The sequence below is a fragment of the Actinomycetospora sp. CA-053990 genome (genome assembly GCF_050948445.1).
Taxonomy (GTDB): domain Bacteria; phylum Actinomycetota; class Actinomycetes; order Mycobacteriales; family Pseudonocardiaceae; genus Actinomycetospora; species Actinomycetospora callitridis.
The window spans coordinates 2,454,837-2,473,453 of sequence record NZ_CP192043.1 but is presented as its reverse complement, the minus strand read 5'-3'; the positions used below and the strand labels follow the sequence as shown (position 1 = coordinate 2,473,453).

At 74.5% G+C, this 18,617-nt stretch carries 14 protein-coding genes and 1 pseudogene; 11 read left to right on the top strand and 4 right to left on the bottom strand.

What is annotated here, in order from left to right:
• Nucleotides 1-2: 2 nt before the first annotated feature.
• From ACQPYN_RS12585 to ACQPYN_RS12565, 5 genes and pseudogenes are all read left to right on the top strand, one after another.
• A pseudogene (locus tag ACQPYN_RS12585) lies at nucleotides 3-1,250 on the top strand (AAA family ATPase); the annotation flags it as partial.
• Between the two features lie 692 nt (nucleotides 1,251-1,942).
• On the top strand, nucleotides 1,943-3,175 hold the full coding sequence (locus ACQPYN_RS12580; RefSeq protein WP_433039189.1) for a hypothetical protein: 1,233 nt from the start codon (nucleotides 1,943-1,945) through the stop codon (nucleotides 3,173-3,175).
• A gap of 79 nt (nucleotides 3,176-3,254) precedes the next feature.
• On the top strand, nucleotides 3,255-4,310 hold the full coding sequence (locus ACQPYN_RS12575; RefSeq protein WP_433037258.1) for a methyltransferase domain-containing protein: 1,056 nt from the start codon (nucleotides 3,255-3,257) through the stop codon (nucleotides 4,308-4,310).
• A gap of 29 nt (nucleotides 4,311-4,339) precedes the next feature.
• Entirely contained in the window at nucleotides 4,340-6,460 is a 2,121-nt protein-coding gene (locus ACQPYN_RS12570; RefSeq protein WP_433037256.1) for an alpha/beta fold hydrolase, read from the top strand.
• Nucleotides 6,457-6,699 (top strand): hypothetical protein, encoded by a 243-nt coding sequence (locus tag ACQPYN_RS12565; RefSeq protein WP_433037254.1) that lies wholly within the window; start codon nucleotides 6,457-6,459, stop codon nucleotides 6,697-6,699. The genes ACQPYN_RS12570 and ACQPYN_RS12565 overlap by 4 nt, the downstream gene beginning before the upstream one ends.
• Here the strand turns inward: ACQPYN_RS12565 and ACQPYN_RS12560 are convergent.
• The 3 genes from ACQPYN_RS12560 to ACQPYN_RS12550 are packed head-to-tail and all read right to left on the bottom strand — an operon-like array spanning nucleotide 6,686 to nucleotide 10,279.
• Nucleotides 6,686-7,084: an FKBP-type peptidyl-prolyl cis-trans isomerase gene (locus ACQPYN_RS12560; protein WP_274192091.1), complete on the bottom strand. Its 399-nt coding sequence runs from the start codon at nucleotides 7,082-7,084 to the stop codon at nucleotides 6,686-6,688. The genes ACQPYN_RS12565 and ACQPYN_RS12560 overlap by 14 nt on opposite strands.
• 10 nt (nucleotides 7,085-7,094) lie before the next feature.
• Complete coding sequence (locus ACQPYN_RS12555) at nucleotides 7,095-8,405, bottom strand: MFS transporter (protein WP_433037251.1); 1,311 nt, start codon at nucleotides 8,403-8,405, stop codon at nucleotides 7,095-7,097.
• A gap of 32 nt (nucleotides 8,406-8,437) precedes the next feature.
• Nucleotides 8,438-10,279 carry a thiamine pyrophosphate-requiring protein gene (locus tag ACQPYN_RS12550; RefSeq protein WP_433038859.1) on the bottom strand — a complete coding sequence of 614 codons (1,842 nt, stop codon included), beginning with the start codon at nucleotides 10,277-10,279 and terminating at the stop codon, nucleotides 8,438-8,440.
• A gap of 95 nt (nucleotides 10,280-10,374) precedes the next feature.
• Here ACQPYN_RS12550 and ACQPYN_RS12545 point away from each other — a divergent pair, with 95 nt between their 5' ends.
• Nucleotides 10,375-11,556 carry an LLM class flavin-dependent oxidoreductase gene (locus ACQPYN_RS12545; protein ID WP_433037249.1) on the top strand — a complete coding sequence of 394 codons (1,182 nt, stop codon included), beginning with the start codon at nucleotides 10,375-10,377 and terminating at the stop codon, nucleotides 11,554-11,556.
• 42 nt (nucleotides 11,557-11,598) lie between these two features.
• Here the strand turns inward: ACQPYN_RS12545 and ACQPYN_RS12540 are convergent, their stop codons facing one another.
• Nucleotides 11,599-12,636 carry a glutathione S-transferase family protein gene (locus ACQPYN_RS12540; RefSeq protein ID WP_433037247.1) on the bottom strand — a complete coding sequence of 346 codons (1,038 nt, stop codon included), beginning with the start codon at nucleotides 12,634-12,636 and terminating at the stop codon, nucleotides 11,599-11,601.
• A gap of 256 nt (nucleotides 12,637-12,892) precedes the next feature.
• Here ACQPYN_RS12540 and ACQPYN_RS12535 point away from each other — a divergent pair, with 256 nt between their 5' ends.
• From ACQPYN_RS12535 to ppc, 5 genes are all read left to right on the top strand, one after another.
• Nucleotides 12,893-13,468, top strand: coding sequence for a dihydrofolate reductase family protein (locus ACQPYN_RS12535; protein WP_433037245.1), 576 nt, complete (start codon nucleotides 12,893-12,895; stop codon nucleotides 13,466-13,468).
• A gap of 106 nt (nucleotides 13,469-13,574) precedes the next feature.
• Nucleotides 13,575-13,955 carry a YciI family protein gene (locus ACQPYN_RS12530; protein WP_433037243.1) on the top strand — a complete coding sequence of 127 codons (381 nt, stop codon included), beginning with the start codon at nucleotides 13,575-13,577 and terminating at the stop codon, nucleotides 13,953-13,955.
• Nucleotides 13,956-13,962: 7 nt separating this feature from the next.
• Entirely contained in the window at nucleotides 13,963-15,183 is a 1,221-nt protein-coding gene (locus ACQPYN_RS12525) for an RNA polymerase sigma factor (RefSeq protein WP_433037241.1), read from the top strand.
• 58 nt (nucleotides 15,184-15,241) lie between these two features.
• Complete coding sequence (locus ACQPYN_RS12520; protein ID WP_433037239.1) at nucleotides 15,242-15,712, top strand: ester cyclase; 471 nt, start codon at nucleotides 15,242-15,244, stop codon at nucleotides 15,710-15,712.
• Between the two features lie 98 nt (nucleotides 15,713-15,810).
• Nucleotides 15,811-18,612 carry a phosphoenolpyruvate carboxylase gene (ppc, locus tag ACQPYN_RS12515; RefSeq protein WP_433037237.1) on the top strand — a complete coding sequence of 934 codons (2,802 nt, stop codon included), beginning with the start codon at nucleotides 15,811-15,813 and terminating at the stop codon, nucleotides 18,610-18,612.
• The last annotated feature ends 5 nt before the right edge of the window (nucleotides 18,613-18,617 follow it).

Here is an 18,617-nt window from a genome sequence, read left to right as displayed (position 1 = left end):
CGATGGGTGTCACGGTCCGGCTCGCCGGTCCGTTGCGCGTGGAGCGGGGCTCGCCGCCCGAGGCGCTGCGCATCGGGAGCCCGAAGGAGCGACGGCTGCTCGCGCTGCTCGCCGCCCGGCGACCGGCGGTGCTCACCGGCGACCAGCTCGCCGAGGAGCTCTGGGACGGCAGAACCGGCCGGTCCCCGCGACACCCCGCGGCCGGCGTGGCGACGCTGGTCAGCAGGCTCCGCAGCCGCCTGGACCCCGAGATCCTGGTGGGCGACCGGTCCGGCTACCGCCTCGGCGCGGCCCCGGACGTCACCGTCGACCTCGACGAGGCCGCGCGCCTGCTCGACGAGGCCGACCGGCGGCTCGCCGGCGGGGCCGCCGGGCTCGCCGCGAGCGCCGCCGCCCGGGCTCTCGGACTGCTGGGCACCGGGGAGCCCCTGCCCGGGGAGGCCGACGAGCCCTGGGTCGTGGCGGCCCGCGCGGAGTGGCGCGAGCTGGTCCGGCGCGCCCGCCACACCGACGCGCGGGCCGCGCTGGGCACGGGCGACGCCGACCGGGCCCGGCGGGCCGGGGCCGACGCGGTGGGCGCCGACCGGTTCGACGAGACGGCCCACCGCCTGGTCATGCGGGCCCACCAGCTCGCCGGCGAGCCCTCGCGCGCCGTCGAGCACTACCACCGGCTGCGGACCGAGCTCGCCGACGAGCTCGGCGTCGAACCCGCCCCACGGACGCGGGAGGACTACCTCGCGCTCCTGCGGGAGCAGGGCACCGGCCGGGACGGACCCGAGCCCCGGGCCGGTCCGCCGGGCGCACGCCACTGCGTGGGCCGCACCGACGAGATCGCCCGGCTGACCCGACGCTGGGACGCCGCGACCCGCGGGCGGTCCGGGCTCGTGCTGCTCGCCGGCGAGGCGGGGATCGGCAAGACGCGGCTCGCCGCCGAGGTCACGGAGCTGGCCGCGGCCACCGGCGGGCGGGTCGCGTCCGCGCGCTGCCACGCCGCGGAGCGCTCGCTGTTCCTGCAGCCCCTGGTCGACGCGCTCGGCCCGGTGCTCGCGGCGCTCCCCGGGTCGTGGCCGGTGCACGGTCCTCGCGCGCAGGTGCTGGCGGCCCTGTTCCCGGACCTCGTGCCCGACGGGACGCCGGCGCTCGAGCGCCCCGAGCCGCGCCGGGTGTTCGCCGCGCTCGCCGCCCTGCTCGTCGACGTCACCGCGACCGCACCGCTGCTGCTGGTGATCGACGACCTGCACAACGCCGGCCTCGCCACGGTCGAGCTGCTGCACTTCCTCGCCCTGCGTCCCGGGGGCGCCCGGCTCCTCGTGTGCGCGACGGTGCGCGCCGAGGAGGGCGTGACGGCGCTCGCGCACCTCGACGACGTCGCCGAGCGCCTCGACCTCGGCCCGCTGGACCACGCCGCGGTCGCCGCGCTCGCCGACCGGGTCGGGCGTCGCGACCTGGCCCCGGCGATCCATCGCCGCACCCGCGGGCACCCGCTGTTCGTCGTCGAGACCCTGCGCGGGCTCGACTCCGGCGAGGTGGGCGTGCCCGAGACCCTCCAGGCCGCGGTGCTCGCGCGCGTCCGGCGCCTCGGGGCGGAGGTCGAGGAGCTGCTGCGGGCCGGGGCCGTCCTCGGGGCGACGGTCGACCCCGAGGTGGCCGCGGGCCTGCTGGAGCTCCCGGTGCCCGAGATCGCCCGCCGGTGCGAGCGGGCCGCCCACGCGCGCCTGCTGGTGCCGGTCGGGGCGGCGTACGAGTTCGCGAACGACCTGGTGCACGAGGTGCTCCACGCCAGCACGCCCGCGCCCGTGCGCCGCCTGCACCACCGGCGCGCGGCCGACCTGCTGGCCGCGACCCCGGAGGCGGTCGGCGCCCACGCCGCGGCGGCCGAGGACTGGCCGCGGGCCGCGCGCGCCCTGCTCCTGGCCGGCGAGGCCGCCGCGCGCCGGGGGCGATGGGCGACGCCGAGGCGCTGCACGACCGCGCGCTCGCCGCGGCCGAACGCGTCGCCGACCTCGAGATCGTCGGCCGGGTGCTCCTGGCCCGCGCCGGTGCCCGCGAGGGCCTCGAGCGTCACGAGGAGGCGTGGACCGACCTGCGCAGCGCGGCGCAGGCGGCCCGCGAGGCCGGCGACCGGCGTCTCGAGATGGCGGTGCTGCGCCAGCTGGGCGGCGACGTGCCGATCGCGCTGGGCATCCCGCCCGCCGAGTGCGTCACGTACCTCCGCGGCGGCCTGCGGCGGGCCGCGACGCTCGGGGACCGCGTGGCCGAGGCCGACCTCCGCGGCCGCCTCGCGGTCCTGGCGACGAACGACCTGCGGTTCGGCGAGGCCCTCGACCAGGGCCGGCGCGCGGTCACCGTCGCCCGCGAGACCGGCGGCGACCGGGCGCTGCTCGTCGGTCTCGACGGCCTCAAGACCGCCTACGCCTACGCGGGCATGGTCGACGAGCTCGCCGGGGTGGTCGACGAGCTCGAGCCGCTCGCCCGGCGCCTCCAGGACCGCGGGCTCCTGCAGTGGGTCGTGTTCGAGGGGTCGTTCCCGGCGGTCGCCGCCGGCCGGTGGGACGAGGCGCGGGCGCGCATCGCGGAGGCGATCGCGGTGACGGAGCACTCGGGGTACGGCGGCCACGACGTCTGGTTCCACGCCCATCTCGGCTGGGTCGCGCGGCTGGAGGGCGACCTCGACGAGGCCCTGCACATCGGGCGGCGGGCGGTGGCGCGGTGCGGGGAGGCCGGGCACCGGTGGTGGACGCCCACCGCCTGCTCCCTGCTCGCCGCGACGCTCCTGGAGCGCGGGGGCACCGAGGACGTCGCCGAGGCCCGGACCGTGGCCGGGCGCGGTCTGGCGCTCGCCGGGCGCGACGGCGCGGCGGCCTGCCGGGTCCGCTGCCTCGCCCCGCTCGCCGAGATCGCGGCGCGGCACGGCGACGACACGCTCCTCGTCGAGGCCGACAGCCTGCTCGCCGGCGTCACGGCACCGCCGGCGGCGGCCTGGCTGCTCGGCGCCGACGCCTACGTCTCGGTGGCCCGCGCCTGGATCGCGCGGGACCGGCCCGCCCGCGCGCGCCGCACGCTCGCGCCCCTGCGGGCTGCGGCGCGGGCGCACGGCTGGCGCCACCTGGCGGAGCGGGTGGATCGGATCGGGGCCACGGCGCCGGTCGGGAGCGCGGCGCCGACGCCGGTGTAGGCGCAACGAGCGCGCAACGGCCCCGGTCATCGTGGCCGCGTCCCGGGGAGGAGCCCCGGGCGAGAAGGAGGGCCGAGCGATGGCCGTGGACATGGACAAGGCGATGGAGTTCATCGGCAAGGTGGTCGGCGACCTCGGCGCCACGATGGCGGCCGGCGGGATCGTCGTGGGCCACCGGCTCGGGCTCTACCGCGCGCTCGCCGAGGGGCCCGCGACGGCCGAGGAGCTCGCCGAACGGACCGGCACGACACCCCGCTACATCAGCGAGTGGCTCGCCGGGCAGGCCGCGGGCGGCTACGTCCAGTACGAGCCGGCGACGGGGACCTTCTCGATGACCGAGGAGCAGGCCTTCGCCCTGACCGACCCCGACGGACCCGTCTACCTGCCCGGGGCGTTCGTCCTCGCCCTCGGGGCGCTGCGGGCCGAGCCCCGCATCACCGAGATCTACCGCTCCGGGGCGGGCATGGGGTGGCACGAGCACGACGACGATGTGTTCGCCGGCTGCGAGACGTTCTTCCGCCCCGGCTACAACGCCCACCTCGTCGCCGAGTGGATCCCGGCCCTCGACGGCGTCGAGGCGAAGCTGCAGGCCGGGGCGCGTGTCGCCGACGTCGGCTGCGGCCACGGGTCGTCGACGGTGCTGATGGCGCAGGCCTACCCGGCGTCGACGATCGTCGGGTCGGACTACCACGACGCGTCGATCCAGACGGCCCGCAAGCGCGCGGCCGACGCCGGGGTCGCCGACCGCGTGACGTTCGAGACCGCGCCGGCCCAGACGTTCTCGGGCTCCGGCTACGACCTCGTGACGTTCTTCGACTGCCTGCACGACATGGGCGACCCGCTCACCGCCGCGCGCCACGTGCGGGAGACGCTCGCCCCGGACGGCACCTGGCTGATGATCGAGCCGATCGCCGGCGACTCGCTCGCCGAGAACCTCAACCCGGTCAGCCGGGTCTACTACGGGTTCTCGAGCTTCATCTGCGTCGCGGCCGGCCGTTCCCAGCCGGGCGGCTACAGCCTGGGCGCCCAGGCGGGCCCTGCGGCGCTGCGCCAGGTCATCACCGACGCGGGGTTCACGCGGTTCCGCATCGCCGCGCAGACCCCGTTCAACCACGTCTACGAGATCCGCCCGTAGGCACCGGGCACCGGCCGAAGGGGGACGACGTGCGCGCGAGAGAACCGGACGATGTCGGCGCGGTGGTCCGCGACGGCGTGACCATCGGCTACGAGGTGTTCGACGGGCCCGAGGGGGCGCCGACGGTGCTCCTGCTGACGTCGTGGGCGATCGTCCACATGCGGCAGTGGAAGGCGCAGGTGCCGTTCCTGGCGCGGCACTTCCGGGTGGTCACCGTGGACGGCCGGGGCAACGGGACCTCCGACCGCCCGCGCGGCGCCGCCGCCCACCTCGACCGGGAGCACATCGCGGACGCCGTGGCGGTCCTCGACGCCACGGGGACCGACCGGGCCGTGGCGGTCGGGCTGTCGATGGGCGCGCGCCACGCGCTCCAGCTCGCGGCGTGGCACCCCGAGCGGGTCGCCGGTGTCGTCGCGATCGGGACGGCGCTGCCGTGGCCCCTGCCGCCGGGGTTCGACGAGGTCCGCGACACCCACGAGGGGTGGGAGAAGGCCAACGCGCACTACTGGCGGGCCGACTTCCGGGGCTGGGTCGAGTTCTTCATGTCCCGGGTCGTGCCCGAGCCGCACTCGACGAAGCAGTTCGAGGACCTCGTGGGCTGGGGCCTCGAGACCGACCCGGAGACCCTGATCGACACGGTGCCGGGGATCGCCGAGCCGACCGAGGCCGACGCCGAGGCGATCTGCCGCGCGGTGCGCTGCCCGGTGCTCGTCGTGCACGGCGACGCGGACGCCGTCACGCCGTACTCCGGCGGCGTGGCCGTCGCCGCGTGGACGGGCGGCTCGCTCGTCTCGATCCCCGGCGGCGGCCACGCCCCGACCGTGCGGGACCCGGTGCGGGTCAACCTGCTGATCCGCGACTTCGTCCGGTCGCTCGCCGGGCCCCGGCCGGGGCGGGTCAGCTGGGTCCCGGCCCGCGCGCGGGAGCGCCGGGTGCTGCTCGTCAGCTCGCCGATCGGCCTCGGGCACGCCCGCCGCGACGTCGCCATCGCGGAGGCCCTGCGGCAGCGGTGCCCGGACGTCGCGATCGACTGGCTCGCCCAGCACCCCGTCACCACCGTGCTGGGCCCCCGCGACCGGCTCCACCCCGCGAGCGCAGGCCTCGCCACGGAGAGCGCCCACATCGAGTCGGAGGCCGGGGAGCACGACCTGCACGCCTTCCGGGCGATCCGGCGGATGGACGAGATCCTGCTGGCGAACTTCCACGTCTTCCACGACGTCGTCGACGCGGCGCACTACGACCTCGTCATCGCCGACGAGGGCTGGGAGATCGACCACTTCCTGCACGAGAACCCGGAGCTCAAGCGGTCGCCCTACGCCTGGCTGACCGACTTCGTCGGCTGGCTCCCGGTGCCCGACGGCGGCCCCGCGGAGGCGGCGCTGACCGCCGACTACAACGCCGAGATGGTCGAGCACGTCGCCCGCTACCCGCGGTTGCGCGACCGGTCGGTGTTCGTCGGCGAGCCCGAGGATCTGGTGACGTGTCCGCTCGGACCCGGGCTGCCCACGGTCCGCGACTGGACGCGCGAGCACTTCGCGTTCGCGGGGTGGGTGTCGACGGCCGGGCCGCCGCGGGACCGCGAGCGTCTGCGGGCCGAGCTCGGGTGGCGGGACGACGAGTCGGTCTGTGTGGTGACCGTCGGCGGCTCGGGGGTCGGCACCGCCCTCCTGCGTCGGGTCGCCGCCGCGTACCCGTGCGCCCGGGAGCGGGTGCCGGGGCTGCGGATGGTGCTCGTGACCGGTCCTCGCATCGACCCGGCGAGCGTGGCGGTGCCCGACGGCGTGGAGGTCCACGGGCACGTGCCCGACCTCGAGCGGATGCTCGCGGCCTGCGACGTCGCCGTCGTGCAGGGCGGGCTCACCACGACGATGGAGCTCGCCGAGGCGGGCCGCCCGTTCCTGTACTTCCCGCTGGCCCACCACTTCGAGCAGCAGATCCACGTGCCGCACCGGCTCGACCGGCTCGGCGCGGGGACGCGGATGGACTACGCGACCTCGACCCCGGAGTCCATCGCCGCGGCGATCGCGGAGGCGCTCGCCACCCCCGTCCGGTCCGCCCCGATCGCGGGCGACGGTGCCGCGAGGGCCGCGGAGCTGCTCGCGTCCCTGCTCGACCGACCCCTCACGGAGACGTCACGACCACTGCCGTGACCCCCGGGACGCCCGCCACCCGGCTCCCCGGTGATGCGATCGCCCTCGCCGCCCACCAGCGCTCGAAGTTGCGCGCCGCCGCCGAGCACGCCCGGCGCGCGCTGCCCGGGCCGCTCGGCGACCTGGTGCACCGCGAGCTGCTGGCCTACGCCGAGTTCGGCTACCGGATGACGAGCGACGCGCTCATCCCCCGGCTCGCCGCCGACATCCTGGCCAGGCCGGCCGCTAGTTCACCTTGACGAGGTCCACGACGAACACGAGGTGCGCGTTCGCCGGGATCACCGGCGGCACGCCCCGGGCGCCGTAGCCCTGGTGCGGCGGGACGACGAGCACGCGCCGGCCACCCTCGCGCATCCCGGAGATGCCGAGCTTGAAGCCGTCGATCACGCCGTTCAGCGGGAACTCGACCGGCGTGCCGCCGCGGCCCCACGAGGAGTCGAACTCGCCGGAGTCCGAGACGCGGATGCCCTGGTACTGGACCTGCACGGTGTCGCGCGGTCCGGCCTCGGCCCCGCCACCGATGACGAGATCGGTGATGTCGAGGTCGTTCGGCAGGGTGTCGGGGGTGACCGCCGCGCCCGGGGCGCGGGTCAGGTCGTCGGTGTTGTCCACGGTGACCGCCATGGTGGCGACCCTACGGGCGATCGGCCGCCGCCTCCGCAGGGGCGGCCGCCGAGGCCAGCTCCTCGTCCTCGCGCGGGTCGTGGTCGCGGCCGAGGGCGAGGCCGACGACCGACAGCACGCACGCGAACGCGACGTAGGCCGCGGCGGCGGCCCAGCCGAGGTCCGCCTGCAGCGAGGTGAGCAGCAGCGGGGCGACGGCGCCGCCGAGGACGCCGGCGACGGTGTAGCCCAGCGAGGAGCCGGAGGAACGCAGCCGCGGGGAGAACTGCTCGGTGATGAACGCGGCCTGCGGCCCGTACGCCGCCGCGTGCAGGACGAGACCGCCGACGACGCCGAGCACCAGCAGGCCGAACGACCCCGACGCGACCGCCGGGAAGAGCACGAACACCCAGATCCCGGCGCCGACGACGGCGACCGCCGACACCAGGCGCCGGTTGATCCGGTCGGACAGCGCGCCGAACGCCGGCACGAGGCCGAGCTGGAGGGCCGAGCCCATGAGCACCGCGGAGAGCACCTGCGCACGCTCGAAGCCGGCGGTGCGGGTCGCGTAGGTGAGCACGTAGACGGTCAGCAGCGAGTACGAGACGTCGGGCCCGAGGCGCGAGAGGATCGCCGCGACCAGCCCGCGCGGCTGGGTCCGGATGACCTCGCGGATCGGGGTCGCCGACGTCTCCCCCGACGCCTGCAGCGCACGGAACACCGGGGTGTCCTCGAGCGTGAGACGGATCCAGAGGCCGAACGCGACGAGCAGCGCCGAGAGCAGGAACGCGACCCGCCAGCCCCAGTCGAGCAGCTGGTCGCCGGTGAGCGTCGCGGCGAGCACGGCGAACACGCCGTTGGCCAGCAGGTTGCCCGCGGGCGGGCCGATCTGGGCTGCCGACGACCAGAAGCCGCGCCTGCGGGGATCACCGAACTCCCCGGAGAGCAGGACCGCGCTCCCCCACTCGCCGCCGACCCCGACGCCCTGCGCGAAGCGGAGCAGCACGAGCACGATCGGCGCGGTGACCCCGATCGTCTCGTAGGTCGGCAGCAGACCGATGAGGACGGTCGCGAACCCGATCAGCAGCAGCGTGGTGACGAGGACCCGCTTGCGGCCCAGCGTGTCGCCGAGGCGCCCGAAGACGAAGCCGCCGACCGGCCGCGAGATGTAGCCGACGGCGAAGGTCGTGAAGGCCAGCAGCGTCCCGGTCAGCGGATCCGAGCCGGGGAAGAACAGCTGCGGGAAGACGAGCGCCGAGGCGGTGCCGTAGACCGCGAAGTCGTAGTACTCCAGCGACGTCCCCGACAAGGACGCGACGAACGCCTTTCCCCTGCTGGCCATGTGAGTGATATTCCCGGCTATAGCCGGGAATATCACTCACGGGGCGGAAGACCGAGCACGGAGCGGGCCTTGGCGCCGACCGTCTCCTTCACGCCGTTGGCGATGATCGCGAGGGCGTCGCCGTCGGCGAGCTGGGAGCGGGCGGTGTTGAGGGCCTGCTGGATGGTCACGTGCGGCGGCACCAGCGGGATGTCCTTGTCGACCTTCGCGTCGACGACGAACGGCCGGTCGGCGGCCAGCGCGCGGTCCCACGTCCCGCCGATCGCGGCGCGGTCGGTGAGGGTCTCGCCGCCGAGGCCCAGCAGGCGGGCCCAGTCGGCGTAGGGGACGTCGGGCAGGGACTGCGACTGCGGGTCCGGGGCCTCGCCGAGCATCCCGCGGGTCTCCCAGGACACGTAGGACAGGTCGTCGTTGGACAGGACGAGGACGACGAACCGCGGGTCGCTCCAGGTCTGCCAGTAGCGCTGCACGGTGATCAGCTCGTTGACCCCGTTCATCTGCATCGCGCCGTCGCCGATCAGCGCGACCACGGGACGGTCGGGGTGGGCGTTCTTCGCGGCGATCGCGTACGGCATGCCGCCGCCCATCGACAGCAACGTCCCCGAGAGCGACCCGTACTGGCGCCCGCGCAGCGTGACGTCGCGGGCGTACCAGGAGGTGGCGGTGCCGCAGTCGACGGCGAGCAGCGCGTCGTCGGGCAGGCGGTCGGAGAGCTCGCGGACGACGAGCTCGGGATTGAGCGCGCTCGTGTGGGCGTGGGCGCGCTGGACCGAGTAGTCGTCCCAGGCGGCGGTCCAGCGCTCGACGCGGGCGCGCCACGTGTGCTCGGTCCGCTCGCGCAGCCGTGGCAGCAGGGCGGCGAGCGTCGGGGCGGCGTCGCCGGTGAGGTTGACCTCGGTGTCGTAGCGGATGCCGCAGCGGGATCCGTCGACGTCGATCTGCACCGCGCGCGCATCGCCGGGCGCCGGGTAGTACTCGGTGTAGGGCATCGTCGAGCCGACGATCAGCAGCGTGTCGCACTCGCGCATCAGGTGGTAGGACGCCGTGGTCCCCAGCAGCCCGATCGCGCCGGTGTTCCAGGGCGAGCGCTCGTCGACGACGCCCTTGCCGAGCAGGGCCGTGGCCATCCCGGCGCCGAGCGCGTTGGCGACCTCCGTCAGCTCGGTGGAGGCACCGAGCGCCCCCGCGCCGGCGAGGATCGCGACCTTCTCCCCCGCGTTCAGCACCTCCGCCGCGGCGTCGAGCGCGGACTCCGGCGGGGTCGTGATCGCGGACGAGGGGACCGCCGAGGTGTGGTAGTAGCCGTGGGCGTCCGGCGGCTCGGGCACCGCGGCCTTCTCGAGCACGTCGGAGGGCAGGATGATCACCGAGACCGTGCGGTCGGCGAGCGCGGTGCGGCAGGCGCGGTCGACGACGTGCCGGACCTGGCTCGGGTCCTTCACCTCGGCGAGGTAGCCCGCGACGTCGGAGAACAGGGCCCCGAGGTCGACCTCCTGGTAGTAGCCGCCGCCCTGCGCGGTCTGCGCGGTGTGCCCGAGCAGGGCGACGACGGGCTGGTGGTCGAGCTTCGCGTCGTAGAGGCCGTTGAGCGCGTGGATGGCGCCGGGCCCGCCGGTGACCGCGCAGCAGCCGATCGCCGAGCCCCCGTACTTCACGTCGGCGCAGGCGGCGAACGCCGCGGTCTCCTCGTGCCGGACCTGGACGAACTCCGCGTCCTCACGCTCGGGCAGCGCGGTGAAGAACCCGCCGATGCCGTCGCCGGGATAGCCGTAGAAGCGGTGGACGCCCCACTGCGCCAGACGGTCGAGCACGTGCTCTGCGACGTTCCTGGGTGCACTCACGCCCCGAGGCTCCCCGGTGCGGCACGGCGGCATGTGGGGGCGGCGCAGGCATCGACGTGTGACACGAGTCATGCGTAGCGTCATCGTGTCGACCCCCACGACACCCCGATCGCAGAGGAGACGCACCGGTGAGCAGGTTGCGCTTCGGCACGTTCCTGGCCCCCTTCCACCCCGCGGGCATCAACCCCACGCTCGCGCTGCAGCGCGACCTGGAGCTGGTCGAGCACCTCGACCGGCTCGGGATCGACGAGGCGTGGATCGGCGAGCACCACTCGGCCGGCACCGAGATCATCGCCTCGCCGGAGATCTTCATCGCGGCGGCGGCGGAGCGCACGAAGAACATCAAGCTCGGCACCGGGGTGACGTCGGTCAGCTACCACAACCCCCTGTGGGTGGCCGACCGGATGGTGCTGCTCGACCACCTCACGCGCGGCCGCACGATGCTCGGCGTCGGGCCGGGCTCGCTGCCGTCGGACTCCGCGATGATCGGCCTGAACCCCACCGACACGCGTGAGCTGCTCGACGTCAACCTCGACATCATCATGCGGCTGCTCGCCGGCGAGAGCGTCACCGAGCAGACGAAGACCCACAACCTGGTCGACGCCCAGCTGCAGCTGCGGCCCTACACCGAGCCGCGCTTCGACATGGCCGTCGCCGCCGTGGCGTCGCCGACCGGACCGCGGCTCGCCGGCCGTCACGGCACCGGGCTGCTCTCGATCGGCGCGACGCTGACCCAGGACGGGTTCGACGCCCTGGCCCACCACTGGAGCGTGGTCGAGGAGCGCGCGGCGCACTTCGGGCAGCCGACCCCGGACCGCTCGGGCTGGCGTCTCGTCGGCCTCATGCACATCGCCGAGACCCGCGAGCAGGCCTACCGCGACGTCGAGTTCGGCATCGAGGAGTGGTTCCGCTACTTCCAGAAGACGGCGGCCTTCCCGCAGATGGCCGTCGAGGGCGGCGACGTCAAGGAGATGATCGACTTCGTCAACGAGGCCGGCATCGGGGCGATCGGGACGCCGGAGGACGGCCGCGCGCAGGTCCAGCGTCTCGCCGACCAGTCGGGCGGCTTCGGCTGCATGCTGCTCATGGGGCACGAGTGGGCCAACCCGCAGGCGACGAAGCGCTCCTGGGAGCTCGTCGCCGAGCAGGTCGTCCCGCACTTCCAGGGGTCCGGCCGCACGCACGCCGAGTCGACGCTGGCCGCGAAGGGCCGGGCCGCCGCGGCGCGCGAGGGCCACTCGGCCTCCCAGATGGCCGCCGTCGAGCACATGACCAACAAGTACGCCGACGAGGTGGCGTCGAAGGGCTGACGACCCGTGAGCGAAGTTCCCGGTTATAGCCGGGAACTTCGCTCACATGTCGAGGGGCGGCAGCGGGCGCAGGGGGCCGTCGAGCGGCTCGGGCGGGGTGCCGTCCGGGCCGAACGGCGTCCCGCCGAGCTGCTCGCGGTGGTGCGGCTCGAGCCACACCGAGGGCTCCGGGCCCAGCGGCACGATCTGCGTCGGGTTGATCGACGTGTGCACCTGGTAGTAGTGCCGCTTGAAGTGGTCGAAGTCGACTGTGTCCCCGAAACCGGGGGTCTGGTAGAGGTCGCGGGCGTACGGCCAGAGGTTGTCGAACTCGGCGAGCTTCTGCCGGTTGCACTTGAAGTGGCCGTGATACACCGCGTCGAAGCGCACCAGCGTGGTGAACAGCCGGATGTCGGCCTCGGTGATGTGGTCGCCGACGAGGTAGCGCCGGCCGGCCAGGCGCTCGTCGAGCTCGTCGAGCCGGGCGAACAGCGCCGTGTACGCCTCCTCGTAGCGCGCCTGCTTCGTCGCGAAGCCCGCCTTGTAGACGCCGTTGTTGACGTCGTGGAAGACGCCCTCGTTGACCGCGTCGATCTCCTCGCGCAGCTCCTCCGGGTACAGCGTCGGCGCGCCCGGACGCTGGTACTCCGCCCACTCGATCCCGAGGTCGATCGTGATCTGCGGGTAGTCGTTCGTGACGAGCAGCCCGCTGGACTCCTCCACGATCGCCGGGACGGACACCCCGTTCTCGGTGCCGTGCTCCGGGTCGCGCGCGAGGTAGGCCTCCGAGAGGTACCGGTAGCCGAGCACCGGGTCGCGGCCGTCCTCGTCGAGGGAGAAGCGCCACGACCGGTCGTCCTGCAACGGGTCGACGATCGCCAGCGAGATCGCGCCCTCGAGCCCCATCAGGCGCCGCACGATGACCGAGCGGTGCGCCCAGGGGCAGGCCAGCGAGGCCACCAGGCGGTAGCGGCCGGGCTCGGCCCGCCACTCCTGCTCCGAGGACGGCGAGGCGACGATCCGGTCGGTGAACCGCGGTCCGCGCCGCTTGAAGGATCCGCTGGACTCGGCGTACGGGCTGTTGCCCACGGTGGTGCTCATCGGGGGCTGTATGCCCCACACGCGGCCCCCGGCAACCCGCGGCGAGGGGCACGTTCCGCAGGCCCCGACGCCGGTCGATCATGCGCAAGGTGCCCCTGGCGAGACGACACGGGACGATCGGCGCAGCAGTCGGGAGACATCGTGCTCGATCGTCCGACGTCCGGCGACCATCACCGAAGGGCTGACCGACTGCCACGCCCCCGCTCGACGTCGTGGTGACCGACCCGGACCGGGGTCCGCCACCCGAGGAGCACCCATGCCGCGCACCGTCATCGCCAACATCACGCTCTCCCTCGACGGCTACGCCGCCGGACCGGGCGGGGACATGTCCTGGCTCATCGAGACCGCCCTGCACGAGCAGTGCGCGTCCGGCTTCGCCGGCTTCTACCGCGGCGTCGACACCGTCCTGCTGGGCCGCACCAACTACGAGGGCTTCCACGGCTTCTGGCCGTCGGTGGCCGACGACCCCGCCGCCGACCCGCGCAGCCGCGATTTCTCCCGCTGGTTCGACGACGTCGAGAAGGTGGTCGTCTCCCGCACGCTCTCCGAGGCGACCTGGACGAACGCCCGGGTCGCGAGCGACCTCGAAGGCGAGGTCCGCGCGCTGCGCGAGGCGCCCGGCCGCGACATCGCGGTGCTCTCCAGCGTCAGCGTGATCCGGGCCCTGCTCGCCGCGGACCTGCTCGACGAGCTGCGCATCGTCCGGGTGCCGGCGATCCTCGGGGCCGGCCTGCCGATGTTCGACGGCCCGCTCCCGGCCTCGACGTGGTCGACGGAGTCCGTGGCGACCATCCCCACCGGCGCCGTCGTCACCCACCACCGCCGACGGTGATCCTGAGGCGCGGTGACCCGGAGGCGGGGACCTGTCGATTCCCGCGACCGCTCCGCGACGTCATGATGAGGGCCCCGCCACGGGGCCCCGGAGTCGAGGAGACGACATGGGCCAGTACCTGATCCTGCTGTACGAGGACGAGGCCTCCTGGGCGGCGGTCGGTGAGCACGAGGCCGGCGAGATCCTGGCCGCCCACGGCCGCTTCGGCGCGGCGCACGGGGACGTGCTGCGCGGCGGCGGGTGGCTCCACCCGACGGCGACCGCCACGACGGTGCGCAGCCCCGGCGGGGGCGGCAGCCAGGACCGCGACGGGTTCGCCGCGGGCGAGGACGCCCTGGTCACCGACGGGCCCTTCGTCGAGACCAAGGAGGCGCTCGGCGGGTTCTACCTCGTCGAGGTCCCCGACCTCGACACCGCGCTGGCGCTGGCCCGGGAGGTGCCGGCGCCGTTCGGCGGCGTCGAGGTGCGACCGCTGCGGGACATGTGAGATCGCGATGAGCGCCGACCCCGCCGGGGCCGTCGCCGACGCGCACCGTCGCGAGTGGGCCTCCGTGCTCGCCGCGACGGTGCGCGTCACGCGCGATCTCGACCTCGCCGAGGAGTGCGTGCAGGAGGCCTACGCCCAGGCGCTGGTCGCGTGGGCCGACGGCGTCCCGTCGCGACCGGGTGCGTGGCTGACCACCGCCGCCCGGCGTCGCGCGCTCGACCTCCACCGCCGGGCGGCCGTGGCCGAGCGGGCGCTCCCGCTGCTCGTGGTCGACGAGACGGCTCCGGAACCCCTCGGGGCACCGCCCGACGACCTGCTCGCGCTGCTGTTCACGTGCTGCCATCCCGCGCTGACCCCCGAGGCCCGGGTCGCGCTGACGCTGCGCCTGCTCGGCGGGCTCTCGACACCCGAGATCGCGCGCGGGTTCCTCGTCACCGAGCCGACGATGGCCGCGCGGCTCACCCGGGCGAAGAAGAAGATCGCGGCGGCCGGGGTGCCGTTCCGCGTGCCGGGTGCGGACGAGATGCCGCGCCGTCTCGGCGGGGTGCTCAGCGTCGTGCACCTCGTGCTCACCACCGGCCACACGGCGCCGACCGGGGCGACGCTCGTCCGCGCCGACCTCCTCGACCGGGCCCACGACCTGGCGCGCCTGCTGCGCTCGAGGTTCCCCGACGACCCCGACGTCGCCGGGCTGCTCGCGCTCGTCCTGCTCACCGATGCGCGTCGCGGGACCCGCACCGGCCCCGACGGCGAGCTCGTCCTGCTCGCCGACCAGGACCGGTCCCGCTGGGACGCCGCGATGATCGCCGAGGGCCGTTCCCTGGTCCTCGAGGCGTTGCCGGCCCGGCCCGTGAGCCGCTACGCCGTGCTCGCCGCGATCTCCGCCGTCCACGCCGACGCGCCGGAGGCCGACGACACCGACTGGGTCGAGATCGTCGGGCTCTACGACGTGCTCGCCGCGCGCTGGCCGTCGCCCGTCGTGGCGCTCAACCGGGCGGTCGCCCTGGGGTTCGCCGACGGTCCCGACGCCGGCCTCGCCGCGCTGGACGCCCTCGCCGACGAGCCCCGGCTCGCCGGGTACGGCTACCTCGCCGCCGCCCGCGGGGAGCTGCTGCACCGGGCCGGACGGTCCGACGAGGCGCGGATCGCGCTCGGGGAGGCGGCGATGCTCACGGCGAACGACGTGGAGCGCGACCTGCTCGCCCGGCGGCTCGAGGCCCTCCCCTGACTGACCCGGCCTGAGACAGCCGCTGCCGGACCCGCGATCCGGGTGCGACCATCGGGAGGTGACCAAGGCCGTCCAGGACCTCATGGTCGCGGTCGAGCGGGCCCGCGACGCCTTCGCCACCGCCGTCTTCGCCGACGGCGACCTCGAGGCCGCCATGGCACGCGTCGCCCCGGACGTGGCGTTCTCGACGCTCCCGGCGGGCACCGGGGCGCGCGGCGCGGACGCCCTGCGTCGCCACCTCGCCGAGGACGTCCTCCCCCACCGCCCTGCCGACCTCATCACCACCCGCGTCTCGCGCACCGGCGACCGGTTCCGGGTGGTCGACGAGGCACGCGTCGCCTTCACCCACGACCGCGAGCTGCCGTGGCTGCTGCCCGGCGTCGCCCCCACCGGCCGGCACGTCGAGGTCCTCGCGATCTCGGTGGTCGCCGTGCGCAAGGAGCGGGTCACCGAGTACCGGACGCTCTGGGACCACCACGGTCTCCTCGCCGGCCTCGGGCTCCTCCCGGAGGTCGCGGGCGCGGGGTGACCCTCGGGGTGTCGGCGCCGCCGATCGGGGGCACAATCTGTCGGCGTCCCCACCGTCGCGGACCCACCAGGAGGGAACGCCGACCAGGAGGACGACCGATGAGCGACACCGGACAGCGCTCCGCGCGAGCCGACCGCGTCTCCACCGAGGGCACCGTCGCCTCCGAATCCGAGCACTCCGCATTGCGCGCGGACATCCGCCTGCTCTCGACGCTGCTCGGCCGCACGGTCGCGGCGCAGCACGGCGACGACATGCTGGAGCTGGTCGAGAAGGTCCGCCGGCTCGTGCGCGAGGTCCCGGAGAGGGGCGACACGGAGATCCGCGACCTGCTCGGCGAGCTCGACCCGGGCACCGCCGCGGTGCTCGGGCGGGCGTTCGCGACGTACTTCCACCTCGCGAACCTCGCCGAGCAGCTGCACCGCGCCGAGGAGCGTGCGGCGGTGCACGCCGACGGCCGCGGTCCCCTGCACGAGGTCGTGGACCGGCTCGTCGCCGACGCCGACCCGAACGAGCTCGACACCGCGCTGTCGCGCCTCGAGCTCAAGCCGACGTTCACCGCGCACCCGACGGAAGCGCAGCGCCAGTCGGTGCTCGGCAAGCTCCGGGCGATCGCGGACGTCCTGGCCCGCGGCCTGCCCGAGGAGCAGGCCGAGGTCCGGCTGCACCGTCTCGTCGACCTCATCTGGCAGACCGACGAGATCCGCCCCGAGCGTCCGACGGTGCTCGACGAGGCCCGCTCGGTGTCCTACTACCTCGACCAGCTCGGACGCCGCTCCGTGCCCGAGGTGCTCTCCGAGCTCGACGAGCAGCTCGCCCGCGTCGGCCTGCACCTGCCGGAGGGCTCGCGGCCCCTCGTCCTGGGCTGCTGGGTCGGCGGCGACCGCGACGGCAACCCCAACGTCACCGCCGAGCTGACGCTCGAGACGATGCGGATCTACGGCGAGCGCGGCGTGCGCATCCAGTCCGAGCTGCTCGAGGACCTCGTCCAGGAGCTGTCGGTGTCGACGCGGCTGGTGGGGGTCAGCGAGGACCTGCGGCGCAGCCTCGCCCGCGACCGCCGCGCGCTGCCGGAGGTCTACGACCGGTTCGTGCGGCTCAACGCCGAGGAGCCCTACCGGCTGAAGTGCTCGTACATCCACGCGCGGCTGGAGAACACCCGGCGCCGCTACGTCGAGGGCACCCCGCACCAGCCGGGGCGCGACTACCTCGGGGCCGACGAGTACCTGCGCGACCTCGTCGTCATGGACCGCTCGCTGCGCGCCCACCAGGGCGAGCGGATCGCCGACGGCGGCCTGCGCGACGTCATGCGCTCGGCGAACGCCGTCGGGCTGCACCTGGCCAGCGTCGACGTCCGCGAGCACACGAACTTCCACCACACGGCGCTGCAGTCGCTGTTCGACCGCCTCGGCGAGCTGGACACCCCGTACGGCGAGCTCGACCACGCCGGGCGCACCGAGGTGCTCTCCAAGGAGCTGGCGGGACGCCGGGCGCTGACCCCGCGGCGCAACTGGGAGGGCATCGGGGACGACAGCTTCAAGGAGACGCTCGAGGTCTTCGACTGCATCCGCACGGTGCAGGAGACCTACGGCGAGGAGGCCCTGCACACCTACGTCATCTCGATGGCGCAGAACGTCGACGACATCCTCGCCGTCGCGGTGCTCGCCAGGGAGGCCGGTCTGGTCGAGATCACCGGCGGGGAGGGCGACGCCGTCGAGGCCGTCGCGTCGATCGACATCGTCCCGCTGTTCGAGACCGCGACCGAGCTGAAGATCTCCGGGGACCTGCTCGACGGGATGCTCTCCGACCCGTCGTACCGGGCGCTCGTGGCGGCCCGCGGCGACGTCCAGGAGATGATGCTGGGCTACTCCGACTCCAACAAGGGCGCCGGTCTGACCACGTCGCAGTGGTCGATCCACACGGCCCAGCGCCAGCTGCGCGACGTCGCCGCCAAGCACGGCGTGCGCCTGCGCCTCTTCCACGGCCGCGGAGGTTCCGTCGGGCGTGGCGGCGGGCCGGCCGGCGAGGCGATCGCGGCCCAGCCGCACGGCGTCGTCGACGCGGTGATGAAGGTGACCGAGCAGGGCGAGGTCATCTCCGACAAGTACTCGCTGCCCGCGCTGGCGAAGGACAACCTCGAGATCATGCTCTCGGCGGTGCTGGACGCGACGCTGCTGCACCAGACCTCGCGGGTGGAGGCGGCGACACTCAAGCGCTGGGACGAGGCGATGGACGTCATCTCCGACGCCGCCCAGGACGCCTACACGAAGCTCATCGAGCACGAGGGCCTGCCGGACTTCTTCACCCAGGCCACGCCGGTCGACGAGCTCTCGATGCTCAACGTGGGCTCGCGGCCGGGCAAGCGCCCCGGCGCCGGTGGCCAGACGTCCCTGGCGGACCTGCGCGCGATCCCGTGGGTGTTCGGCTGGACCCAGACACGCATGATCGTCCCCGGCTGGTTCGGGCTCGGCAGCGGCCTGAAGGCCGCGCACGACGCCGGCTACTCCGAGGTCATCGACGAGATGCGGGACTGGGCCTTCTTCGCCAACCTCATCTCCAACGTCGAGATGACGCTGGCGAAGACCGACATGCGCATCGCCGGGTTCTACGTCTCCGAACTCGTCGACCCCGAGCTGCAGGAGGTCTTCGAGATCATCAAGGCGGAGCACCGGACGACCGAGCGCGAGGTCCTCAAGCTCACCCCCGGTGACGAGCTGCTCGGCGGCAACCCGCTGCTGCGCCGCACGCTGGACATCCGCGAGGGCTACCTCGAGCCGCTGCACCACCTGCAGGTGCACACGCTCGCGGAGCGCCGCAAGGTCGACGAGCCCGACCCCGACCTGCAGCGGGCCCTGCTGCTCACGGTCAACGGGATCTCGGCCGGGATGCGGAACACGGGGTAGCCCCG